We start from the raw sequence: 18,004 nt of genomic DNA, 5'->3' as shown, positions 1-18,004 counted from the left end.
ATCACCATTAACGAAGATAAATTATTTATGGGCGATAAAAATATCCAGTTGGAGCTTGAGCTGTTTGCATTGATATAACGTGCAGCACAACTCCAGGATGCTGATATCCAGGAATGCCAATATTGCCTCTAGAAACGCGTGCACGAACACGCACCCATTCATGATCTTGAATTTCGCCAATATTTGATTTTTCGGCAACTAATCCAAACGGAGACATGTCGAGAATACAGCATGACATAAGCTGACGAGATACCCTAAATTGATTTGCATTCAACGTAGAATCTCTGCTAACAAAACCTGTAAGAGTAATCGTGTATCCATCATATTTTGCAGCATTATGATCGATTTCGTCATACCAGGAGCCAAAATCATCATCATCAACTGCTATCTCATGAGATTTTTCATACAATCCTGGCAAAGGATAATTTTGGCTACGAATAGCAATAGCACGACCACCAGCATACTGGTCGAATCCATCTACACTAATATTTTGAGCGTAACGCAAAGGAACAATAATAAGTAGCGCAGGAACAACGAAAGCTACAAGCATACGCCAAACATCGCGCGAAGAAACAGAAAACCATCCAATCGCAGCGCATATAGACAGAATAAATAGCAAAATAGCAGTAATTAACAAATAATAATATGCTCTAGGCGTAGTAAAAAGCGTATATTGACCGCTTAAAGTAACTTCCGCAATTATGACTGCAAAAAATAGCAATAAAATAGCTTCTACCAATTGAGCTAAAGTGATTTTTTTACAAGCATTATGCTCAACACATTTTTGTTTTTTCATGCGATGAACCCCCAAGCCCAGTGAGCTAATAATGACGCTAGGAAGCACGCAAAAGCAATAGTTAATGTTAAGCGCCACACAAATTTACCACGGCAATCCTCAACGAGCATAAGCGTATTCTTTAAATCAAGCATAGGACCAAACAGCAGAAATACTAGCACCGACGACATAGGCAATGATGTTGCTAAACTTCTTGCAATTACAGCATCTGAGCTGGAGCATAGAGAGCTTGCGTACGCAATAGCCATCATTACAGGAATAGCAATTAACACATTACTCACTTGTACGCGAGAAGCAGGATCAGCTCCGAGCCATGCGCGAATTACAGAAGCAACTATAGTTCCACATACAATAATTGGAATTAATTTTATTAAATCCTGATGTATATGCTGCACATATTTGCGAATTTGCACAGAAATACTAGGCTTTTCAATATTATTTTTTGTGAGATTACTTTCGTTATTCAATTCGCAAGAACAATGTAAAGAAGATTCGTTTTCTACTAAAATTTTCTTACGTAAAATATTGATTTTCGAAGGAAATATAACAAAAGTTAATCCAACCAGTAATGCAATACCAACACCTAGAGCAATACGCATAATAGCAACAGCTGGAGCGTCAGAGAACGCATAAAATGTTGCTAATACAGATACTGGATTTACAACAGGAACTGCACATAGAAAAGTTATGGCGCACGGCAATGGTAGTTTTCTTGCGACTAAACGAGAAAACGTTGGAACTACTACACAATCACAAACAGGCACGCAAACGCCAGCCAATATGGCAGCCAAAAAACCGTTTGCCGTAGATTTTGGAGCATGTTTCTCAATAAAATCAGCAGTTACCCAAGTTTCTACTGCAGCAGAAACAAGCACACCTATGAGAGTAAAAGGTATCGCTTGTAGCAACAAGCCGGAAACACCTCGAATTGTTGTATCAATTAGAAACCAAGGATGTCGCCCCTGTAACGCAGGAGCAGCTGCAATAATAAAAGCTACTAAAGGAGCTCCAACAAGCAAGAAAAGATAATTCGCAGAATTAGTGGAATTTGCAGAATTTGCACCAAGCGTATCTTTAGATGATTGATTCATATTTGTAACCTAACAACGTATTAATAATTCTGTTAAAAATGCGACTACATGCTACTTAGCATGAAAGAACCTCTACCAAACCATCCTTCATTCTATACCTAGCACCAACTAGCATGAGGTTATCATTAAAAGCGGATTCACGAATAGTTTGAGATTTATTACATATTTCAGCAAGAATATTAGATACATGGATTCGTTCAATATCATCCGTGTTTAATTCTTCTTCAATACCAGCAAGTGCAGCAGGACCTAAAGAACGAAGCAATATTGACTCGCTAGACTCAATTATTTCGCTTGTTTCATCTTCGCCGTATTTAGAAACCAGCTTTTGCACATTCGGCAAAACGGCTTGCACAGCACCGCAATGCTCGTGCCCAAGCACAACAAGCACTTTTACTCCCAAATCGCTTACAGCGTATTCTAGCGAAGCTATTACAGCATCATCAAGCACTTCGCCTGCAGTGCGAACAGAAAAAATATCACCTAAACCGGCACCGAACACAAATTCTGGAGCAACGCGCGAGTCAGCACAGGAAAGAACAACAGCTCCAGGATGCTGACCTTCAACAAGAGATAATCTCGTTTCTTCACTAAGTCCATCACAATTTAATGAGCCTTCTGCAAACTTACGGTTACCAGCTAGCATCGCGCTCCACACAGATGTAGCCAAAAGTGAATCTTCTTCTAAAAGATCTTCTTTGACTGTCTCGTGCATTATTACCTCCTTGTATTGATGCGCTTGCGCAAAGGTGCCGAATACAAGCTATCAACAAATTTTAAAAACACTTCGACTTATAAAACATATTCTATCGTTACTGTGTTAAATAGAAAATATGCTATAAAAGCTAACAAAATTTATAAAATATGATTGTAAAAAGAAAAGCCAACGCACAGCTAATAAAGCAGCACGAAGGCTTTTCTTAATCATATAAACTTATAAAATCATCCAGTATTCTGCAAGCCTGCAGCAACACCAGAAACAGTGCAAAGAATAAGGTAGATGAACTCTGCCTGCTGGCTTTCGCTAAGCTCTTCTTTGTCTACCTTGTTGCGAAGCTTGTGCAATGCAAGCGACTGAATTACAGACAGCGCGTCAACATAAGGCGAGCGCACACGAATAGCCTGACCAAGCACGTGACGGTGCTGCAAAGGCCACTTGTCGTCAACAATTTGCAAAACCCACTTGCGAGTAAGCTGCATTTCTGAAAGTACTTTATCGCTCAAATCTTCACGATCTCCAAGGCTTAAGTACATGCGAGCAATACGCTCATCTGTCTTAGCCAAAGACATCTCGATATTGTCAATAAAAGTACTGAACAGCGGCCACTCTTCGTAAGCTCTGCGCAAAGTTTCCAAGTCACCAAACTTTTCGCAAGCCGTGCCCAAACCGTACCATGCTGCTAAGTTAATGCGAGCCTGAGCCCAGGAGAACACCCACGGGATTGTTCGCAAATCGTCCAACGACTTCGCACCCAAACCACGCTTGGCAGGACGAGAACCAATTGGGAGCAAGCCAATCTCGCTAAGCGGCGTAACCGTAGAGAACCATGGAGTAAAGTCATCCGTTTGCAGCAAATCAAGGAAGCGCTCATGAGCTGCAACATCAAGTTTTGCAGCCATATCTGCATACTTCTTCGTCATATCAGTGTTAGTTTTCTCAACACTTGGCGAAGACTGAAGCAAAGTTGCAGAAGCAACGGATTCAACGTGACGAATAGCAAGAATTGGATTGCCATATCGTGCGAAAATAACTTCGCCCTGCTCAGTAAGCTTGAAACGGCAGTTGACGGAACCAACTGGCTGCGCAAGCACTGCACGGTTTGCAGGACCGCCACCGCGACCAACAGCACCGCCGCGGCCGTGGAACAGTGTCAAATCAATATCATGCTTCTTAGCCCATTGAGCAATTCGCTCCTGAGCGGAATGCAAAGCAAGCGTTGCGGAAGTAGGACCAGCATCCTTGGAAGAATCCGAATATCCAAGCATAACTTCCATCTTGCGACCAGTAGCCTTAAGACGAGCTTGCACTTCAGGAATTTTAATAATCTCCTCAAGCACATTTACGGAATTCTGCAAATCTTCAAGCTGCTCAAACAGCGGAATGACGTCGATTGTTGGCGCATCCTGTGGATGAGCGAAAGCAAGACGATTTAGCTCAAATACGTCACGTACATGCTGAGCAGATTTTGCGAAGGAAATAATGTAGCGTCGAGCAGCGCGCATACCGTTGCGCTTTTGAATTGCTCCCAAAGCGCGGAACGTATCGAGTACTTCACGAGTCATTGGCTGAAGCGGACCGCGTTCGCCATGCAATCCATGTTCGCGAATATCTTCCAAAGCACGAGAATGCACGAGAGAATGCTGACGGAATTCCATTTCAACCATGTGGAATCCAAAGGTTTGCGCCTGCCAAATCAAATCCTGCAAAGGACCATATGCAGCACGAGGATCTCCGCCTTCTGCCAAAGAGCGTTGCACAATTTGCAAATCCTCAATGAAATCTTCGCAAGAATGATACATCAAATCCGTATCGCGGCTAATAGTGCGATGCAAACGGTCAGCCATTACAAGCATTACAGCACGATGCGGCTCACTGTTAGAAACATCCGAAGCGTTTTCTGTAAGCTGTTCGCTCATTTCGCGCTGACGATTCCACAACTCAAGCAACTCCACACTTGGAGGCGTTGTGCGCGTTTCCATAGTTAAGCATTTTCCAACTTCGCGAGTACGATTCTCCAAAGCCACAAGCACGTGATCGCTAAACTTTCGAGCGACTTGACGACTCACTTTAGCTGTCACATTAGGGTTGCCATCTCGATCTGAACCAATCCAGCTTCCTGGATGGAAGAATGCAGGGCAACGCGGAGGAACTAATCCAGCCTTCTTGCCAAGCAGCCAATCGTCAAATCGACGATACACGACTGGAATCGTGTCAAACAAAGTAGCGTCAAAAATGTCAAGAATAGTGTCAGCTTCTTCAACTGGAGTTGGCTTCTTCAAAGCAATCGGAGAAGTGCGAAGAAGCGCATCAATTTCGTTATAGAGACGACGATAATTTTCGCGCTTATCAGATCCGCCTAAACGATGATGTTCGCTTAATAATTGCGAAATTCTGCGAATTTTACCTGCAACGGCTTTACGACGAGCTTCGGTTGGGTGCGCAGTAAATACAGGATGGAACTCAAGCTTTGCGAGCAATTCTTTCGCTTCAGCAGGGCTCATTTCAGTAAGCAACTTGTGATAAGCACAAGTTAGTTCATTAACTGGATCAACCGGCAACGAATCTTCAACTTCACATTCACGCTGATGAAGTACAGAAACACGATAATTTTCCTCGCACAAATTTGCCAAGTGGAAATATGTTGCGAAAGCACGAGCTAAAAGCTGCGTATCGTGCAAATTCATTCCGTTGAGCTTGCTAACAGCTTTACTTAAGCCATCATCTGCAGTTACTTTTGCGTCTACCATTTGCGCAAAATGAGCTGCACTAGCTTCTACAGCATTCAAACGCACATCGTCGAATACTGCTAATAATTTTTCATCAAATTCGCCAAGAACATCGCGAAGAATATGCAAGCACAAATCCATGTCTTGCTTAAGTGATGCTGGAAGGTCACGCTCCTCTGGGCCTTTTCGCCCTAAACCAGACGTAACAATAGTTGCGTCTGCCGGAGTAACCTGCTGATTTTCTGTTGCCATCAGACCTCCTTACGCCAGACTAAGGTTGCTTGGTCGTCTGACTTCCGCGGCTCCTCCGCGGTTATGTAGGTCAGAAGTTGCAAGCCCACAGCCTTGTTTCCAGCGAGATACCAAGTTAATTGTGAAACTACCACCGGACGTAGTAAAGAATGCTGATTTATCAACAAAATATAACTCGGCAACGGGGTTGCGTATACTAAAAAATTGTGAGTACAGCAGAGAATAATATTGAGAATAATACACACAACAACAGCATCAACAACTGCGATTGCGATAAGCCTGAAATTCTTTCGACTGGTCATATAGTCGGAAAACCTTCTGGGCGTTTTCATACTCATGCTATTCCACTCGATATGGACGATGTTGAGCGAGATTGGGATAAGCCAGTTACGCAAGCAGGAATTGCTGCGAAATCGAGTATTATTATTCGCGTCGGTGCGCTCGGTTTAGGAGCAGGCACAGGAAGCTACCGAGTTCGCGAGCTTATGCACAGAATCGGCGAACCAATGGGTGTACATGTGCGCGCGGACGTGAATCTCACAGATATTGAAGCAACTTGCACTGATAAGCATGAGCGAATTACTGAAGTTGTAGATCTTCCAACCACAGGTGTTAACACTGAGCGCATTTGGCTTCTAGAACATTTTGCAGATTGGTTTAATGTCAAGCTTGGAAACGATTCTTTATATCACTCTAAAGCTGCTGTTTCTAAGGAATTAGTTGACACATTGCAAGCGAGCGACGACGAACATACCATTGTACAAACAGCTAAGCAGTCTGAAGAAAATGCTACTAAAATTGCAAAAAAGAAAGCGTTGCAAGAAGCTATAAAAAAAGAAAAACCACGCGGCATTTTTGCATTGCAGCCAGAAAGTGCTTACGCTGAACATTTTTCGCACGTAAACACATCCAACAGTAATGACGAGTCTAAAAATGATCATCCTCTTACAGTTAGGGAAGTACACGACCGTCTTGATTTGATTAAAAATAGGAAACCGCTATACAAACCGTGGTTTGCTGGTCTTGCTTCGGCAGTTGCTTGCGCATCCTTTGCGTTCTTGCTTGGCGGCGGTATTTACGACATGATTGGTGCTTTTATTGGTGCAGGAATCGGTCACTATATTCGTCGCAGAATGTTTATGAAGCATCTAAACCAGTTTGTAGTTACATTCGTAGCTGTTGCAATAGGTGCACTATCATGCATTGGGGCTTTACGTCTTATTGGCTGCTTTGACCCTAGCGCGCTTAATCATACAACTGCATATATTGGTTCAGTGTTGTTTGTTATTCCTGGATTCCCTCTTATTACAGGCGGCTTAGATATTGCAAAAATTGATTTCCCTTCAGGAATTCAACGACTGTGTTACACAATGGCGATTATTTTGATGGGAACTCTTGCAGGATGGACGGTTGCAAGCCTTGTACAGCTCAATCCTCAAGGCTTCCCTCCTCTCGGATTAAATCCTTGGCTTAACGCAGTTCTTCGACTTATTACAGCTTTTGCCGGAGTATGGGGCTTCTCAGTGCTGTTTAATTCTCCACAACGCATGTGCATAGTTGCTGGCATTATTGGCGCTATTACAGATACTCTTCGCTTAACTATGACAGATTTTGGAGTTGCTGCCGAAATTGCAGCTTTCAGCGGTGCTTTATTGGCAGGTTTGCTAGCTTCTGCTTGGAGAACTATCGTTCGTCACGGATTAGCGCCTCAATATTTGGGTTATCCACGAATAGGTCTTACGGTTCCATCTATCGTAATTATGGTTCCTGGACTTTATATGTATCGCGCAATGTTTTATCTTGGTCAATTCCACACGCTCCCGGCGTTAGACTGGACTTTCCGCGCTTTCATGGTAATTATTTGCTTACCTATTGGTCTTGCTGTAGCACGCGTTATTACAGATAAAAGCTGGCGTTACGACGTGTGATGTTCTAAGTTTCAGCCCGTTAATTTTTAACAAAAAGCCGCTTACAAGTTTTCTTGCGAGCGGCTTTATTTTTTATTACTTTACTTATTGAAATTTAATTAATACTTCATTCCCATAGCATCTCGCACTTGGGAAAGCGTTTCTTCTGCAATAGCATTTGCACGCTTATTGCCGTCATGCAAAATGTCTCGAACAGTATCCATGTCTTTTGCAAGTTCTGCACGACGCTCACGGTGAGGTGCTAAGAAATTATTTACATTTTCAATTACGTAAGCTTTCAATGCACCAGCACCAGCGTTGCCAATTTCTTCAGCAATCTCTTTAGGATCCCTGCCTGTAACTAAACCTGCGGTAGTAAGAAGCGCAGAAACTTGCGGACGAGTTACTGGATCAAAAGTAATCATCCTCTCAGAATCAGTTGGACTCTTCTTAATTAATTTGGCAGTTTCCTCGGCAGTAGCTCCGAGCATAATCGAATTACCGTAAGATTTGCTCATCTTTCGTCCGTCCAATCCTGGAATTTCAGGAGCATCAGACAAAATTGCTGCTGGCTCTGGGAACACTGGATTCTTTTTTGCGTATCTCTCATTAAAACGACGCGCGATCGTACGAGTAATTTCAACATGCGGCAAATTATCTTTACCGATCGGCACAACATTAGCTTTGCAGAACAAAATATCGCAAGCTTGGTGCACTGGGTACGTAAGGAGCAATCCGGTTAAAGCATGTCCAGATGATTCCATTTCCGACTTTACAGTAGGATTCCTGTGTAATTCTGCTTCTGTAACGAGCGAAAGGAAAGGCAACATAAGCTGATTTGCTGCAGGAACTGCGGAATGAGTAAATATCATTGTTTTTTCAGGATCAATTCCGGCAGCCATATAATCCAGCACTAAATTCAAAACATTATCTTCAATATGCTCAGTAGTGTCACGATCAGTAATTACTTGATAATCTGCAATAATAATATTAGTTTTTACTCCGCGCTGCTGCATTGCAACACGCTCACGAATAGATCCAAAATAATGTCCTAAATGCAAACGGCCAGTTGGGCGATCTCCAGTAAGCATAGTAAAAGACGAAGGGCTAGCTTTTAACTTTTCAAGCGTTGCATCTGAACGTTTACGCGCTGCAAGGAAGCTTGCGCTCATCTCATTACCAGCAGCTGTAACCTGTGCTTCTTCCGGCATTTTAGGCTCCTTAATTGTGCGTATTTTTACGCTGAAAATATGGCTTTTATGGTAAAAGTTTACACAGACAATATACTCGGTTGCGGTTAAGTGGTACGCTCTTGTGTGATGAACTGATTGTTACTTAATTTTTAGAGGGGGTCAGATGGGCCGCGGACGACAGAAGGCAAAGCAACAGAAAATTGCCCGTAAGCTCAAATACCTGACGACCGATACGGATTATGACGAGCTTGCTAAGGAACTTAATTCCAGCGAACCCGGACAAGGATCCTTCGATCCATTTGCGTCGAGCGAAAGCTATGAGGAAGATACATATCTTCCAGAAGAGAATGACACAGATCAAGAAAATGATGCCGTTGATGCTTCAAACGAAGATGATTTAGACGAGTATGCCAAGTGGGCTGCGGAAGCAGCTGCAAAAGCCGTTAGCAGCGAAAACTCTTCTACAAACTCGGGAGCGCACACGCCAGTGCATCATCATATCCCTATGCCAATTCCAAACTTCATACACAAACACGACAATTAAAAATTAAATTTTATTAAAATTATTTTATTTACGTATCCTGGGCATTCGAAATACTGTTTGCCCAGGATATTTGTAAATACATGCTGTAAATACGCAATTTAAGCTGCTTAAAGCCAACTTACAACGGCAAAATATCGCTTAAATCATCACGCTCGCCAATTGCACTTATGTTGCCAAAGTCCTGTTCCTGATGCCATTTAGTAACACCACTCGCTAATCGAAGCCATACTTTAGGCTCAAGTTCAATAACATCTGGCGGCGTGAGATTATGCGGATCCGAAGCTGGTCCTTCCAAAATTTTTACTGCACCAAAAGGCGCAACTCTTACTTCTACTGCACACCCAGGCACCTTATTTTCAAGAAGATATAACGAATATCTAACTGCTAAAGCTTCGTCGCTTAAAGAGATATTTAAAATATTACTATTTATTTGCGTAGCTTCTACGCCATCGCCAAGTGCTTTAATAGCTGATTCGCGCCAGGATTGCCAAGCACATTGTCCTCGTTTTATATCTCGTTCAAGTATTACTGACATACTTTTTATTATCTTCTAAACAACCTACTTTCAGCAATATATTTGTATTAAGACGTTATATACAAATATTTAAAGGGGCTAGGTTGTGGTATTCTTGGGGTTATCGTGTGCATTCACATGCCTCTTGTAGTTATCTGCAAAGGTTATCTGCAAAATGGTGGTGGTTTAATTGTCTAAACACAAAGTTTTAGGCTGCACACTTTTAGGAAATATATCAAACGGCACAAGGAGTCAAATATGACTAAACACGTCGCGCCGAAAGCCAAAACTACTGCGACGGCATTTGCCAAAGAACTTCAAGAGCACCTCAAGTACACCCAGGGTGTAACGCCAGAGCAGGCCACTACGGCAGATGTGTATGTTGCCGCTGCTACCGCAGTTCGTCGTCACTTGATGGACTCTTGGATGCAGACTCAGCATGACATGGTTAATGGCAACACCAAGGCTGTGGGCTATTTGAGCGCAGAGTTCTTGATGGGTAAGCAGCTTGAGAACGCTTTGTTGAACGCTGGTCTTACTGACCAATTCAATAAGGCTGTTACTAAGCTTGGCTTTGATCCAAAGGCTGTTATCGATGCTGAGTATGAACCAGGTTTAGGTAACGGCGGTTTGGGTCGTCTCGCAGCCTGCTTCATCGATTCACTCGCCTCTATTGGCGTTCCAGCATTTGGCTACGGCATCCAGTATCGTTACGGCATCTTCAAGCAGCGCTTTGATGAAGAAGGTAAGCAGGTTGAAACCCCTGATTACTGGCTTAGCAATGAAGAGCCATGGGGTCACATTGATTATGGTCGTGACCAGCGCGTCAACTTCGGTGGTGAAGTTGTAGAAGAAAACGGCAAGCGCGTTTGGAAGCCAGCTTGGTCTGTTCGTGCAGTACCAGTTGACTACATGGTTCCAGGTTATAATTCTGGTCGCGTAAACACTCTTCGTTTGTGGACTGCTAAGTCTTACGACGAGTTTGATTTGCTCACCTTCAACAAGTCTGATTACTTGGACGCTGTTAAGCCACAGGTTGCAGCGGAAAACATTTCTAAGATTCTTTACCCAGAAGATTCCACTCCAGAAGGTAAGGCTTTGCGTCTTGAGCAGCAGTACTTCTTCGTAGCTGCTTCTATTCATGATGCTATCCGCGTATTCTATCCAGGTCAGGATAAGCCGGATCTCACCACCTTCCCAAGCAAGATTAACTTCCAGTTGAACGATACTCACCCAGTTATCGGCATTCCAGAGCTTATGCGCGTTCTTATGGACGAGTACGGCTACGATTGGAACACCGCTTGGGGTATCACCACCAAGACCTTCAACTACACTTGCCACACCTTGCTTCCAGAAGCTTTGGAAGTTTGGCCAGCCAAGCTTATCGGCGAACTTTTGCCACGCCACCTTGAGATCATTCAGGGCATCAGCGAGCAGTTCCGCAACGAGCTTCGCGGTAAGGGCGTTGCTGAGGATCAGGTTGAGCGCATGCGCATCGCTACCGACGCTGACGAAAATGGCGAAGGTGCTGTAGTTCGTATGGCTTACTTGGCTACCTACGGCGGTTCTTACGTTAACGGTGTTGCTGAGCTTCACTCTGAGTTGTTGAAGGATGTCACTTTGAAGGACTTCTCCAGCGTTTACCCAGATAAATTCAAGAACGTCACTAACGGCGTAACTCCTCGTCGCTTCGTGCGCTTGAGCAACCCACGTATGTCTGCTCTTATCACTGAGGGCTTGGGCACCGACGCTTGGCAAGGTAATTTGGAGCTTCTCGAAGGTTTGAAGCCATTGGCTGACGACAAGGCATTCGTTAAGAAGTTTGCTGAAGTCAAGAAGCAGAACAAGCTTGCCTTCGTTGATTTCGCAAAGCAGAAGTATGGCTTTGAGATCAACCCAGACACCATGTTCAACACCATCATCAAGCGTTTGCACGAGTACAAGCGCCAGTCCATGAAGATCCTCCAGGTCATCTCCATGTACGCTGGAATTAAGAACGGCACAATCGACGTCGACAAGATGCTTCCACGCACCGTGTTCTTCGGCGCTAAGTCTGCTCCTGGCTATGCTATGGCAAAGCTCACCATTCAGCTCATTAACAATGTTGCTCGCGTGGTGAATAACGACCCAGCATGCAAGGGCAAGCTCGCTGTGTTCTTCCCACCAAACTACAACATCGAGTTGGCAATGAACTTGATTCCTGCCACCGATTTGGATGAGCAGATTTCTCAGGCTGGTAAGGAAGCTTCCGGTACTGGTAACATGAAGTTCGCTTTGAACGGTGCTTTGACTGTTGGTACTCTCGATGGTGCAAACGTTGAGATTCGTGAGCGCGTTGGCGCTGAGAACTTCTTCCTCTTCGGCATGACCGTTGACGAGGTTGAGAAGCTCTACGCTGAAGGCTACGATCACGGCGGCTCCCGTAAGTACTATGAGTCTGATCCTCGCTTGAAGACTGCTGTGGATATGGTTGCTGACGGCACCTTCTCCAACGGCGACAAGAGCGTGTATGAGCCACTCGTTAACGATTGGCTTACCCACGATTACTTCATGGCAATGGCTGACTTCAGCTCTTACATGGATATTCAGGCTCAGATTGAGGAAACTTACCGCGATCCAATGAAGTGGGCTCGCATGGCAGTCTTGAATGTAGCCAACTCTGGTTACTTCTCTTCTGACCGCTCTATCGAAGATTACCTCGATCGCATTTGGCACACTGGTGCTCTTCCAACACCTGTTGCTGAGTAATTGAGTATTCTCTAATAGCAATACATAATAACGCCTGCGTGAGTTTTGTACTTCCGCAGGCGTTATTGTTTCTAAACTCACTACTGCTTTTCGTAGTGTTATTTATTTCGTAGTGTTATTTATTTGCATAGTTACGTTATTTATGCATATATTTTTATTTTTAATCTTTTGAAGAAATTGTAAATATTGTTATTTTATTTTGCATGCACCTACCATTTGACACTAATAACTCCTAGAATAGCAATGTATTTTCAACAATATTCGCATGCCTTTAGTTGCGTGCTTTATTAAAGAAGGTTTTATGAAGAAGAAGAGTATACGCTTATCGTATTCATACATAATTACAGCAGTTATATGCGCTCTCGCGCTTTTGTTTAGTTTTGCAGCAAACAGCTTTGCTTTAACTTCTCGCGCAACTGCGCAGTCAACGCAACAGTCACAAAATAATAAACAAACAAATACCCCCCCCCCTGAAACAAACTGATAGAAGCACAACTCAAACAAATAACACTGAACTACAATCTCTTAAACCATTAGACGAAAATATTTACGGCAAAGTTGACGTAAGTAAATGGACTGTTACAGTAAATGGCACAAGCGCGACCATTGAATCTTACAATGGCGATAAAAAGCATGTAGTTGTTCCAACGCTTGCAGATCTTAAAGATGATACAACTAATGGAAGCAAGTACAAAGGTGTTACTAGCTTAAGCATTGCAGAGAACACTTTATCTGGATTAATTGATAAAAATCAAACTGACACTACAAATAACACTAAAACTATTGCTATTTCTCATAATGGCAATCCTGTTAATATGCCTGACACTAACTTAAGTTATTTGTTTGCAAGCACAAAGCTTACACATATTGATCTTGCTAATTTACATACAGGTAGAATTACTGGTTTACATAGAACATTCTTTGACAATGGGGAACTTCAAACTATAAAAGGCATAGAGAATTGGGATGTAAGTACTGTTACTAGTTTAGAAGAACTATTTTCTCAATGCTATGTTTTGGTAGATCTTCCTAACTTATCTAGCTGGAATACTTCTAAAGTAACGAACATGGATTATGTATTCAACGGATTAAAAATAGTGCCAGATAAAGATTTTGGATTCTTGAGCAAATGGAAAACCGACAATGTCACAACAATGGACAGCATGCTTGCACAATGCTATGAGTTGAGATCAGTAGAACCATTGAAGAATTGGAACACTGCTAAAGTAACGATTATGAAAGATATGTTCTATGCTGCAGACATAAGAGATTTATCTCCACTTGCTAACTGGAATGTTAAAAACGTTACTAATATGCAACAGATGTTTATTTCTAACTATAATCTCGAAGACTTCTCTGGTTTAGGTAAGTGGCAGCTTAATCACGATGTCAATATGAACAGAATGTTTTCAAAACTTACCGGTACATTAATAGCTAAAGATTGGAAGTCTGTTACAAGTTATAAGAATAGTCCACTGTTTATTAAAATTATCAATAATATGGCACAAGGAGAAGAACAAGGGCCTTATAACAGATCAGGAATCGGCGCAATTTTCATAACTGATGGACCCTTTGTTAAGGAAATAAAAAATATAAGTGGATTCCACCATTGTGTGCGCCTCTATCATTCTCGCAAAGATTATGACGATAAAAAAGCTCCTTTTGCAACTATCAAAATGCCAGTAGTCTACTACAGCACAAGCATTGATGCTTCAAATAAAGATGCACAACGAAACGTTGTTCTTGCGGAAGCTCAGAAAAAAGTCAATAACTGGATAAAAGAAAAAGAAAAGAAAGATAATAAAAAATACGTAATTACAGATACCATTTTCGACAAGTTCAAAAACAGCTACAATGACGCTCATTTAACAGCTAACGCATCATTTGTTATTGAAGAAGTAAAATACAAAAAAACTATTACGCAAACTATAACAGTTCACGATCAGCCGGGCGAGCCAGAATATACTATTATTCGCAAAAGAGAGATTCATCGTACTCTTAAAACTGATAGCAAAGGCAATAAAGTGTTAAGCCCTTGGTCTAAAGCTGTTTTTGAGAAGTTTACACTTCCTCAAATTAAGGGATATAGTGTTATGCCAGTAGAAAAAGCTTCTACTACTGTCAATATTAAAGATGATGTTTATTATGTTCAATACAATAAGCAAACAACCACCGATACCGGCACGCAAACTGATACACCGGAAACAACCGACACTGGCACTGGCACAGATACAGTGACAGATACACCAGAAACCACTGATACTGGAACACAAACAGATCCAGAACCACAAAAGCCTGCAAATCCAGATCACTCAAATGTTCCAGACAAGCCGAATATTATTTACGTTCAAACTATGCCAAATAATGCCGGCACACAAAATCAAAAAGATCAACAAAATAACGATACTTCGCCTGCTTGCAATTGTGATTGTTCCGCTAAAAATATCGGTAATAACGAAAATAAAAGAAACAACCAGTCTGCAAATAGCACTTCTAACGCATCGCACACTGAACAAAATAATGCGTCAAAAAATCTATTAGCAGCAACAGGTTCTGCAACGCAATATGCAGCATTACTGTCGTTGTTCATTGCAACCTCCGTTGGATCGTTCTCCTTGGGCAAACTGCGTTTCAAAAAGCGCAAGCATGCAATTAAGTAATACTGCTGCGTAAATTACATAAAAGGCGGAAGCTGTTAATCAGTTTCCGCCTTTTTGTGTAGATTTTAGTTAAATTGCATGTAAGACAAACGCTTTTGTTTGCAACAATTCTTTAGTAATTACAAATAAAGGCGACTACGAATATACGCAATCGCCTTTATTTTGGACTGTATAAAGCAAATGTCACTTATGCCTCAGCGGCAGGAGTATCGTTAGCTTCTTTCTCTTCTTTTTCTAACCCTAGGTCAATTGGCGAAGAACTGTTCTCCCATGGTTCCTCCCAAGGGTCATAATCAGGATTATGCTGCTTGTACACATACAACGCAGCAATACCTGCGAGCAGTGCTCCGAAGAGCAGTGCAAAGAACTTCCAACCGCCAGAGGATCTGTTCTCCATGATGGCTCCTTTCCGGTTAAGCTGACCTGCTCGTCCAAGTCAACAATCTATACCGCTTTTTGTCGCGTAATAACTATCATAGTTGCTTTTCTTCAGAGTTGCATCTTTTTTAAATAATGTTATTGATTAAATTTGTGAAGTAAAACCGATATCATAAGCATATGCACAACTTTGATATTAAAAATATTTTAAATAATATAAGACTTCGTTTTAACACAACCACAGCCATTTTAGTATATTCATGCATTTTTATTTGGATATTGGAAATGGTACTAAACTTTGCATATCCAAATTATTATTCGACTCTAATAAGCTATACTGCGTTTCTTCCAATTACTGCGTTACAAACACCTTGGACTTGGTTCACATCAATGTTTGTTCACGCACCAAATTTAACCCATATTTTCTTCAATATGCTATGTCTTTGGTCGCTCGGAGTTGAATTAGAACGATTCTTCGGTAAATGGAAGTTTTTTGGATTGTATTTAATATCCGGCTTTGGCGGAAGCGTAGCTGATATCGTATGGTGCAAACTCACTAATAATTGGTTCGTTGCTTCATACGGTGCTTCGGGAGCTATTATGGGGCTTATAGGTGCACTTCTCGTAGCACAATGGCGACTAGGAGAAAACATGCGAGGAACAATTATTTGGATTGCTATTACTCTCGCTATGCCAATTATTGTACCTAATATCGCTTGGCAATCACACGTTGGAGGCTTAATTTCAGGTACTGCAATTGCAGCATTGCTCGGAGTACAAAATCCGCTACTTAAAAAAGCTTCGTTTAATACGCGTTTCTTAGTATATTTTGTATCACTATTTGCTATTCTCACTGCTTGTGCAATGTTTTGTTTGAAGGCATGATTTATTAAATTACACACGTGTAGTTTTCCACCAATGTGCACAGGATTGTGTATAAGTTGTGCCTAAATTGGTGACAACTATATAAGTTATCCACATAGTTAATCACAAACGTTGATAACTTGCCTTTTGTGAACCTGTGCACAAGTGTATAAGAGTTATCCACAATTTAAGTTTTTTGTGGACTAAACTATCGACTACATAATTTTAAAATTTACTTGCTCTAAAATTTTCTACACCTCAATAAGGAATGAGATTCATGCCTACACTTCAAGTTCCAAAAACAATCGAACCAGCAAACGCTTCTACACTCACTTTTATTAAAGAAAACGCACAATTGTCGCCAAGCAAAGCTGCTCTTAAAGCTCCACGCAACGCGAATATCGACATACCGTTTGCAATTAACCAAATAGCAGGTAGACAGATTGCGCAACAAAAACTGCCAAAATGGGCTTCCTGCAACGAAGTCATATATCCTGCACACATTTCTATGGAACAGTGTTCTTCTCAATCAACAGCACAATACAAAGCAAATGTTGCAAAAGAATTACTCAACAAATTAAATTCAGAAAATTTTAGTAGCACACTTGTGGACCTTACTGGCGGCTTTGGAGTTGATTGCACAATAATGTCTGAAGTTTTCGATTCTGCTATTTGTATTGAACAGCAAAACGAACTTTCTAGCATTGCACATCACAATATGAATGCACTTGGTATTACAAACGTAAAATGCTACAACAACAATAGCCTTGATGCACTCAAAAATATTCCTAAGTCAACGATAATATACGTTGATCCAGCTCGCCGTAACAAACAAGGATCTCGCACATACGCTATTGAAGATTGCACTCCAAACGTATTAGATCTTAAAAATCAGTTGCTCACTAAAGCAGAAATAGTAATTATTAAACTTTCTCCAATGCTTGATTGGCACAAAACAGTTAGTGATTTCAGTGGCAATGTAGAAGCCGTACATATAGTCGCACATAATAACGAGTGCAAGGAACTATTGATAATACTTAGTAACTCTCAGCACACAAAAGTACCAGTATATTGCGCAAACGATGATCAGATAACTGTTATACAAGCAACTTACAATACTTCAACAAATCAGGTATCAATACAGCCTGAATCAAATGTTTTAAATAATAAAAAAGAAAATAATAAAAAAGATGAAAATTTAGATATAAATAACTGGCCAGAATGGTCGCAATACGTTTATGAGCCGAATGCAGCAATCATGAAAGCTGGCTGTTTTTCATTGTTAGAAACTCAATACAATATACAACAAATCAGTGCGAATAGTCATGTTTACGTATCGGAAGAATACTACTCAGAATTTCCAGGAAAGACATGGAAAATTGAAAATGTATGCAGCATGAATAAACGCGAAATAAAACAAACTTTTGCTGATATTACTCATGCAAATATTGTTACTCGTAACTTTCCAATACCTGTAGAAGCATTGCGCAAAAAATTAAACCTACAAGATGGCGGAAATACAAGAATTATTGCAACAACTGATAACAATAAAAATCACATACTTATTCGAGCAGTAGCAGCAACAAAAAAGTAGCTACGCAACATTTGCA

13 protein-coding genes are annotated in these 18,004 nt (G+C 41.4%); 6 read left to right on the top strand and 7 right to left on the bottom strand.

The genetic code is table 11. The annotated features are described in order from the left end of the window. Positions 1-25: 25 nt before the first annotated feature. From HXT43_RS00160 to HXT43_RS00145, 4 genes are all read right to left on the bottom strand, one after another. Positions 26-796, bottom strand: coding sequence for a TIGR03943 family putative permease subunit (locus HXT43_RS00160; RefSeq protein WP_101885814.1), 771 nt, complete (start codon positions 794-796; stop codon positions 26-28). Further along, on the bottom strand, positions 793-1,887 hold the full coding sequence (locus HXT43_RS00155) for a permease (RefSeq protein ID WP_004119759.1): 1,095 nt from the start codon (positions 1,885-1,887) through the stop codon (positions 793-795). The genes HXT43_RS00160 and HXT43_RS00155 overlap by 4 nt, the downstream gene beginning before the upstream one ends. A 55-nt stretch (positions 1,888-1,942) precedes the next feature. Next, positions 1,943-2,602 carry a carbonic anhydrase gene (locus HXT43_RS00150; RefSeq protein WP_004119757.1) on the bottom strand — a complete coding sequence of 220 codons (660 nt, stop codon included), beginning with the start codon at positions 2,600-2,602 and terminating at the stop codon, positions 1,943-1,945. 227 nt (positions 2,603-2,829) lie between these two features. Next, the gene (locus tag HXT43_RS00145; protein WP_004119754.1) at positions 2,830-5,586 is read right to left on the bottom strand and encodes a phosphoenolpyruvate carboxylase; all 2,757 of its coding nucleotides are present in this window, start codon (positions 5,584-5,586) and stop codon (positions 2,830-2,832) included. Between the two features lie 206 nt (positions 5,587-5,792). Between HXT43_RS00145 and HXT43_RS00140 the strand changes: the two genes are divergently transcribed. After that, complete coding sequence (locus HXT43_RS00140; protein WP_415707071.1) at positions 5,793-7,514, top strand: threonine/serine ThrE exporter family protein; 1,722 nt, start codon at positions 5,793-5,795, stop codon at positions 7,512-7,514. A gap of 98 nt (positions 7,515-7,612) precedes the next feature. Here the strand turns inward: HXT43_RS00140 and trpS are convergent, their stop codons facing one another. After that, complete coding sequence (trpS, locus tag HXT43_RS00135; RefSeq protein ID WP_004106132.1) at positions 7,613-8,704, bottom strand: tryptophan--tRNA ligase; 1,092 nt, start codon at positions 8,702-8,704, stop codon at positions 7,613-7,615. 145 nt (positions 8,705-8,849) lie between these two features. On the opposite strand from trpS, the gene HXT43_RS00130 reads away from it, so the two are divergent. Then, complete coding sequence (locus tag HXT43_RS00130) at positions 8,850-9,230, top strand: DUF3073 domain-containing protein (RefSeq protein WP_004106131.1); 381 nt, start codon at positions 8,850-8,852, stop codon at positions 9,228-9,230. 118 nt (positions 9,231-9,348) lie between these two features. Here HXT43_RS00130 and HXT43_RS00125 read toward each other — a convergent pair whose 3' ends face one another. Further along, complete coding sequence (locus HXT43_RS00125; protein ID WP_004106130.1) at positions 9,349-9,765, bottom strand: sterol carrier family protein; 417 nt, start codon at positions 9,763-9,765, stop codon at positions 9,349-9,351. A 237-nt stretch (positions 9,766-10,002) separates the two neighbouring features. Between HXT43_RS00125 and HXT43_RS00120 the strand changes: the two genes are divergently transcribed. Beyond that, positions 10,003-12,492 (top strand): glycogen/starch/alpha-glucan phosphorylase, encoded by a 2,490-nt coding sequence (locus tag HXT43_RS00120; RefSeq protein WP_004119745.1) that lies wholly within the window; start codon positions 10,003-10,005, stop codon positions 12,490-12,492. Positions 12,493-13,307: 815 nt separating this feature from the next. Then, positions 13,308-15,152, top strand: a complete 1,845-nt coding sequence (locus HXT43_RS00115; protein WP_174191464.1) for a BspA family leucine-rich repeat surface protein — start codon at positions 13,308-13,310, stop codon at positions 15,150-15,152. Positions 15,153-15,339: 187 nt separating this feature from the next. Here HXT43_RS00115 and HXT43_RS00110 read toward each other — a convergent pair whose 3' ends face one another. Beyond that, the gene (locus tag HXT43_RS00110; protein WP_004106126.1) at positions 15,340-15,549 is read right to left on the bottom strand and encodes a hypothetical protein; all 210 of its coding nucleotides are present in this window, start codon (positions 15,547-15,549) and stop codon (positions 15,340-15,342) included. A gap of 161 nt (positions 15,550-15,710) precedes the next feature. Here HXT43_RS00110 and HXT43_RS00105 point away from each other — a divergent pair, with 161 nt between their 5' ends. After that, positions 15,711-16,415: a rhomboid family intramembrane serine protease gene (locus tag HXT43_RS00105; protein ID WP_004106124.1), complete on the top strand. Its 705-nt coding sequence runs from the start codon at positions 15,711-15,713 to the stop codon at positions 16,413-16,415. A 256-nt stretch (positions 16,416-16,671) separates the two neighbouring features. Beyond that, positions 16,672-17,988 carry a THUMP-like domain-containing protein gene (locus tag HXT43_RS00100; protein ID WP_101892170.1) on the top strand — a complete coding sequence of 439 codons (1,317 nt, stop codon included), beginning with the start codon at positions 16,672-16,674 and terminating at the stop codon, positions 17,986-17,988. Positions 17,989-18,004 lie beyond the last annotated feature (16 nt).

The sequence above is a fragment of the Gardnerella sp. DNF01195 genome (genome assembly GCF_049244175.1).
Classification (GTDB): Bacteria; Actinomycetota; Actinomycetes; order Actinomycetales; family Bifidobacteriaceae; genus Bifidobacterium; species Bifidobacterium leopoldii.
Note: the sequence above shows the minus strand (reverse complement) of the source record. Positions and strands in the feature narration are given on the sequence as shown.

Excerpts from the sequence above, each read along its gene's own strand:
- trpS (WP_004106132.1), bottom strand. The coding sequence starts at position 8,704 with ATGCCGGAAGAAGCACAGGTTACAGCTGCTGGTAATGAGATGAGCGCA.
- HXT43_RS00100 (WP_101892170.1), top strand. The coding sequence starts at position 16,672 with ATGCCTACACTTCAAGTTCCAAAAACAATCGAACCAGCAAACGCTTCT.
- HXT43_RS00150 (WP_004119757.1), bottom strand. The coding sequence starts at position 2,602 with ATGCACGAGACAGTCAAAGAAGATCTTTTAGAAGAAGATTCACTTTTG.
- HXT43_RS00130 (WP_004106131.1), top strand. The coding sequence starts at position 8,850 with ATGGGCCGCGGACGACAGAAGGCAAAGCAACAGAAAATTGCCCGTAAG.
- HXT43_RS00160 (WP_101885814.1), bottom strand. The coding sequence starts at position 796 with ATGAAAAAACAAAAATGTGTTGAGCATAATGCTTGTAAAAAAATCACT.
- HXT43_RS00110 (WP_004106126.1), bottom strand. The coding sequence starts at position 15,549 with ATGGAGAACAGATCCTCTGGCGGTTGGAAGTTCTTTGCACTGCTCTTC.
- HXT43_RS00120 (WP_004119745.1), top strand. The coding sequence starts at position 10,003 with ATGACTAAACACGTCGCGCCGAAAGCCAAAACTACTGCGACGGCATTT.
- HXT43_RS00145 (WP_004119754.1), bottom strand. The coding sequence starts at position 5,586 with ATGGCAACAGAAAATCAGCAGGTTACTCCGGCAGACGCAACTATTGTT.
- HXT43_RS00115 (WP_174191464.1), top strand. The coding sequence starts at position 13,308 with ATGCCTGACACTAACTTAAGTTATTTGTTTGCAAGCACAAAGCTTACA.
- HXT43_RS00105 (WP_004106124.1), top strand. The coding sequence starts at position 15,711 with ATGCACAACTTTGATATTAAAAATATTTTAAATAATATAAGACTTCGT.
- HXT43_RS00155 (WP_004119759.1), bottom strand. The coding sequence starts at position 1,887 with ATGAATCAATCATCTAAAGATACGCTTGGTGCAAATTCTGCAAATTCC.
- HXT43_RS00125 (WP_004106130.1), bottom strand. The coding sequence starts at position 9,765 with ATGTCAGTAATACTTGAACGAGATATAAAACGAGGACAATGTGCTTGG.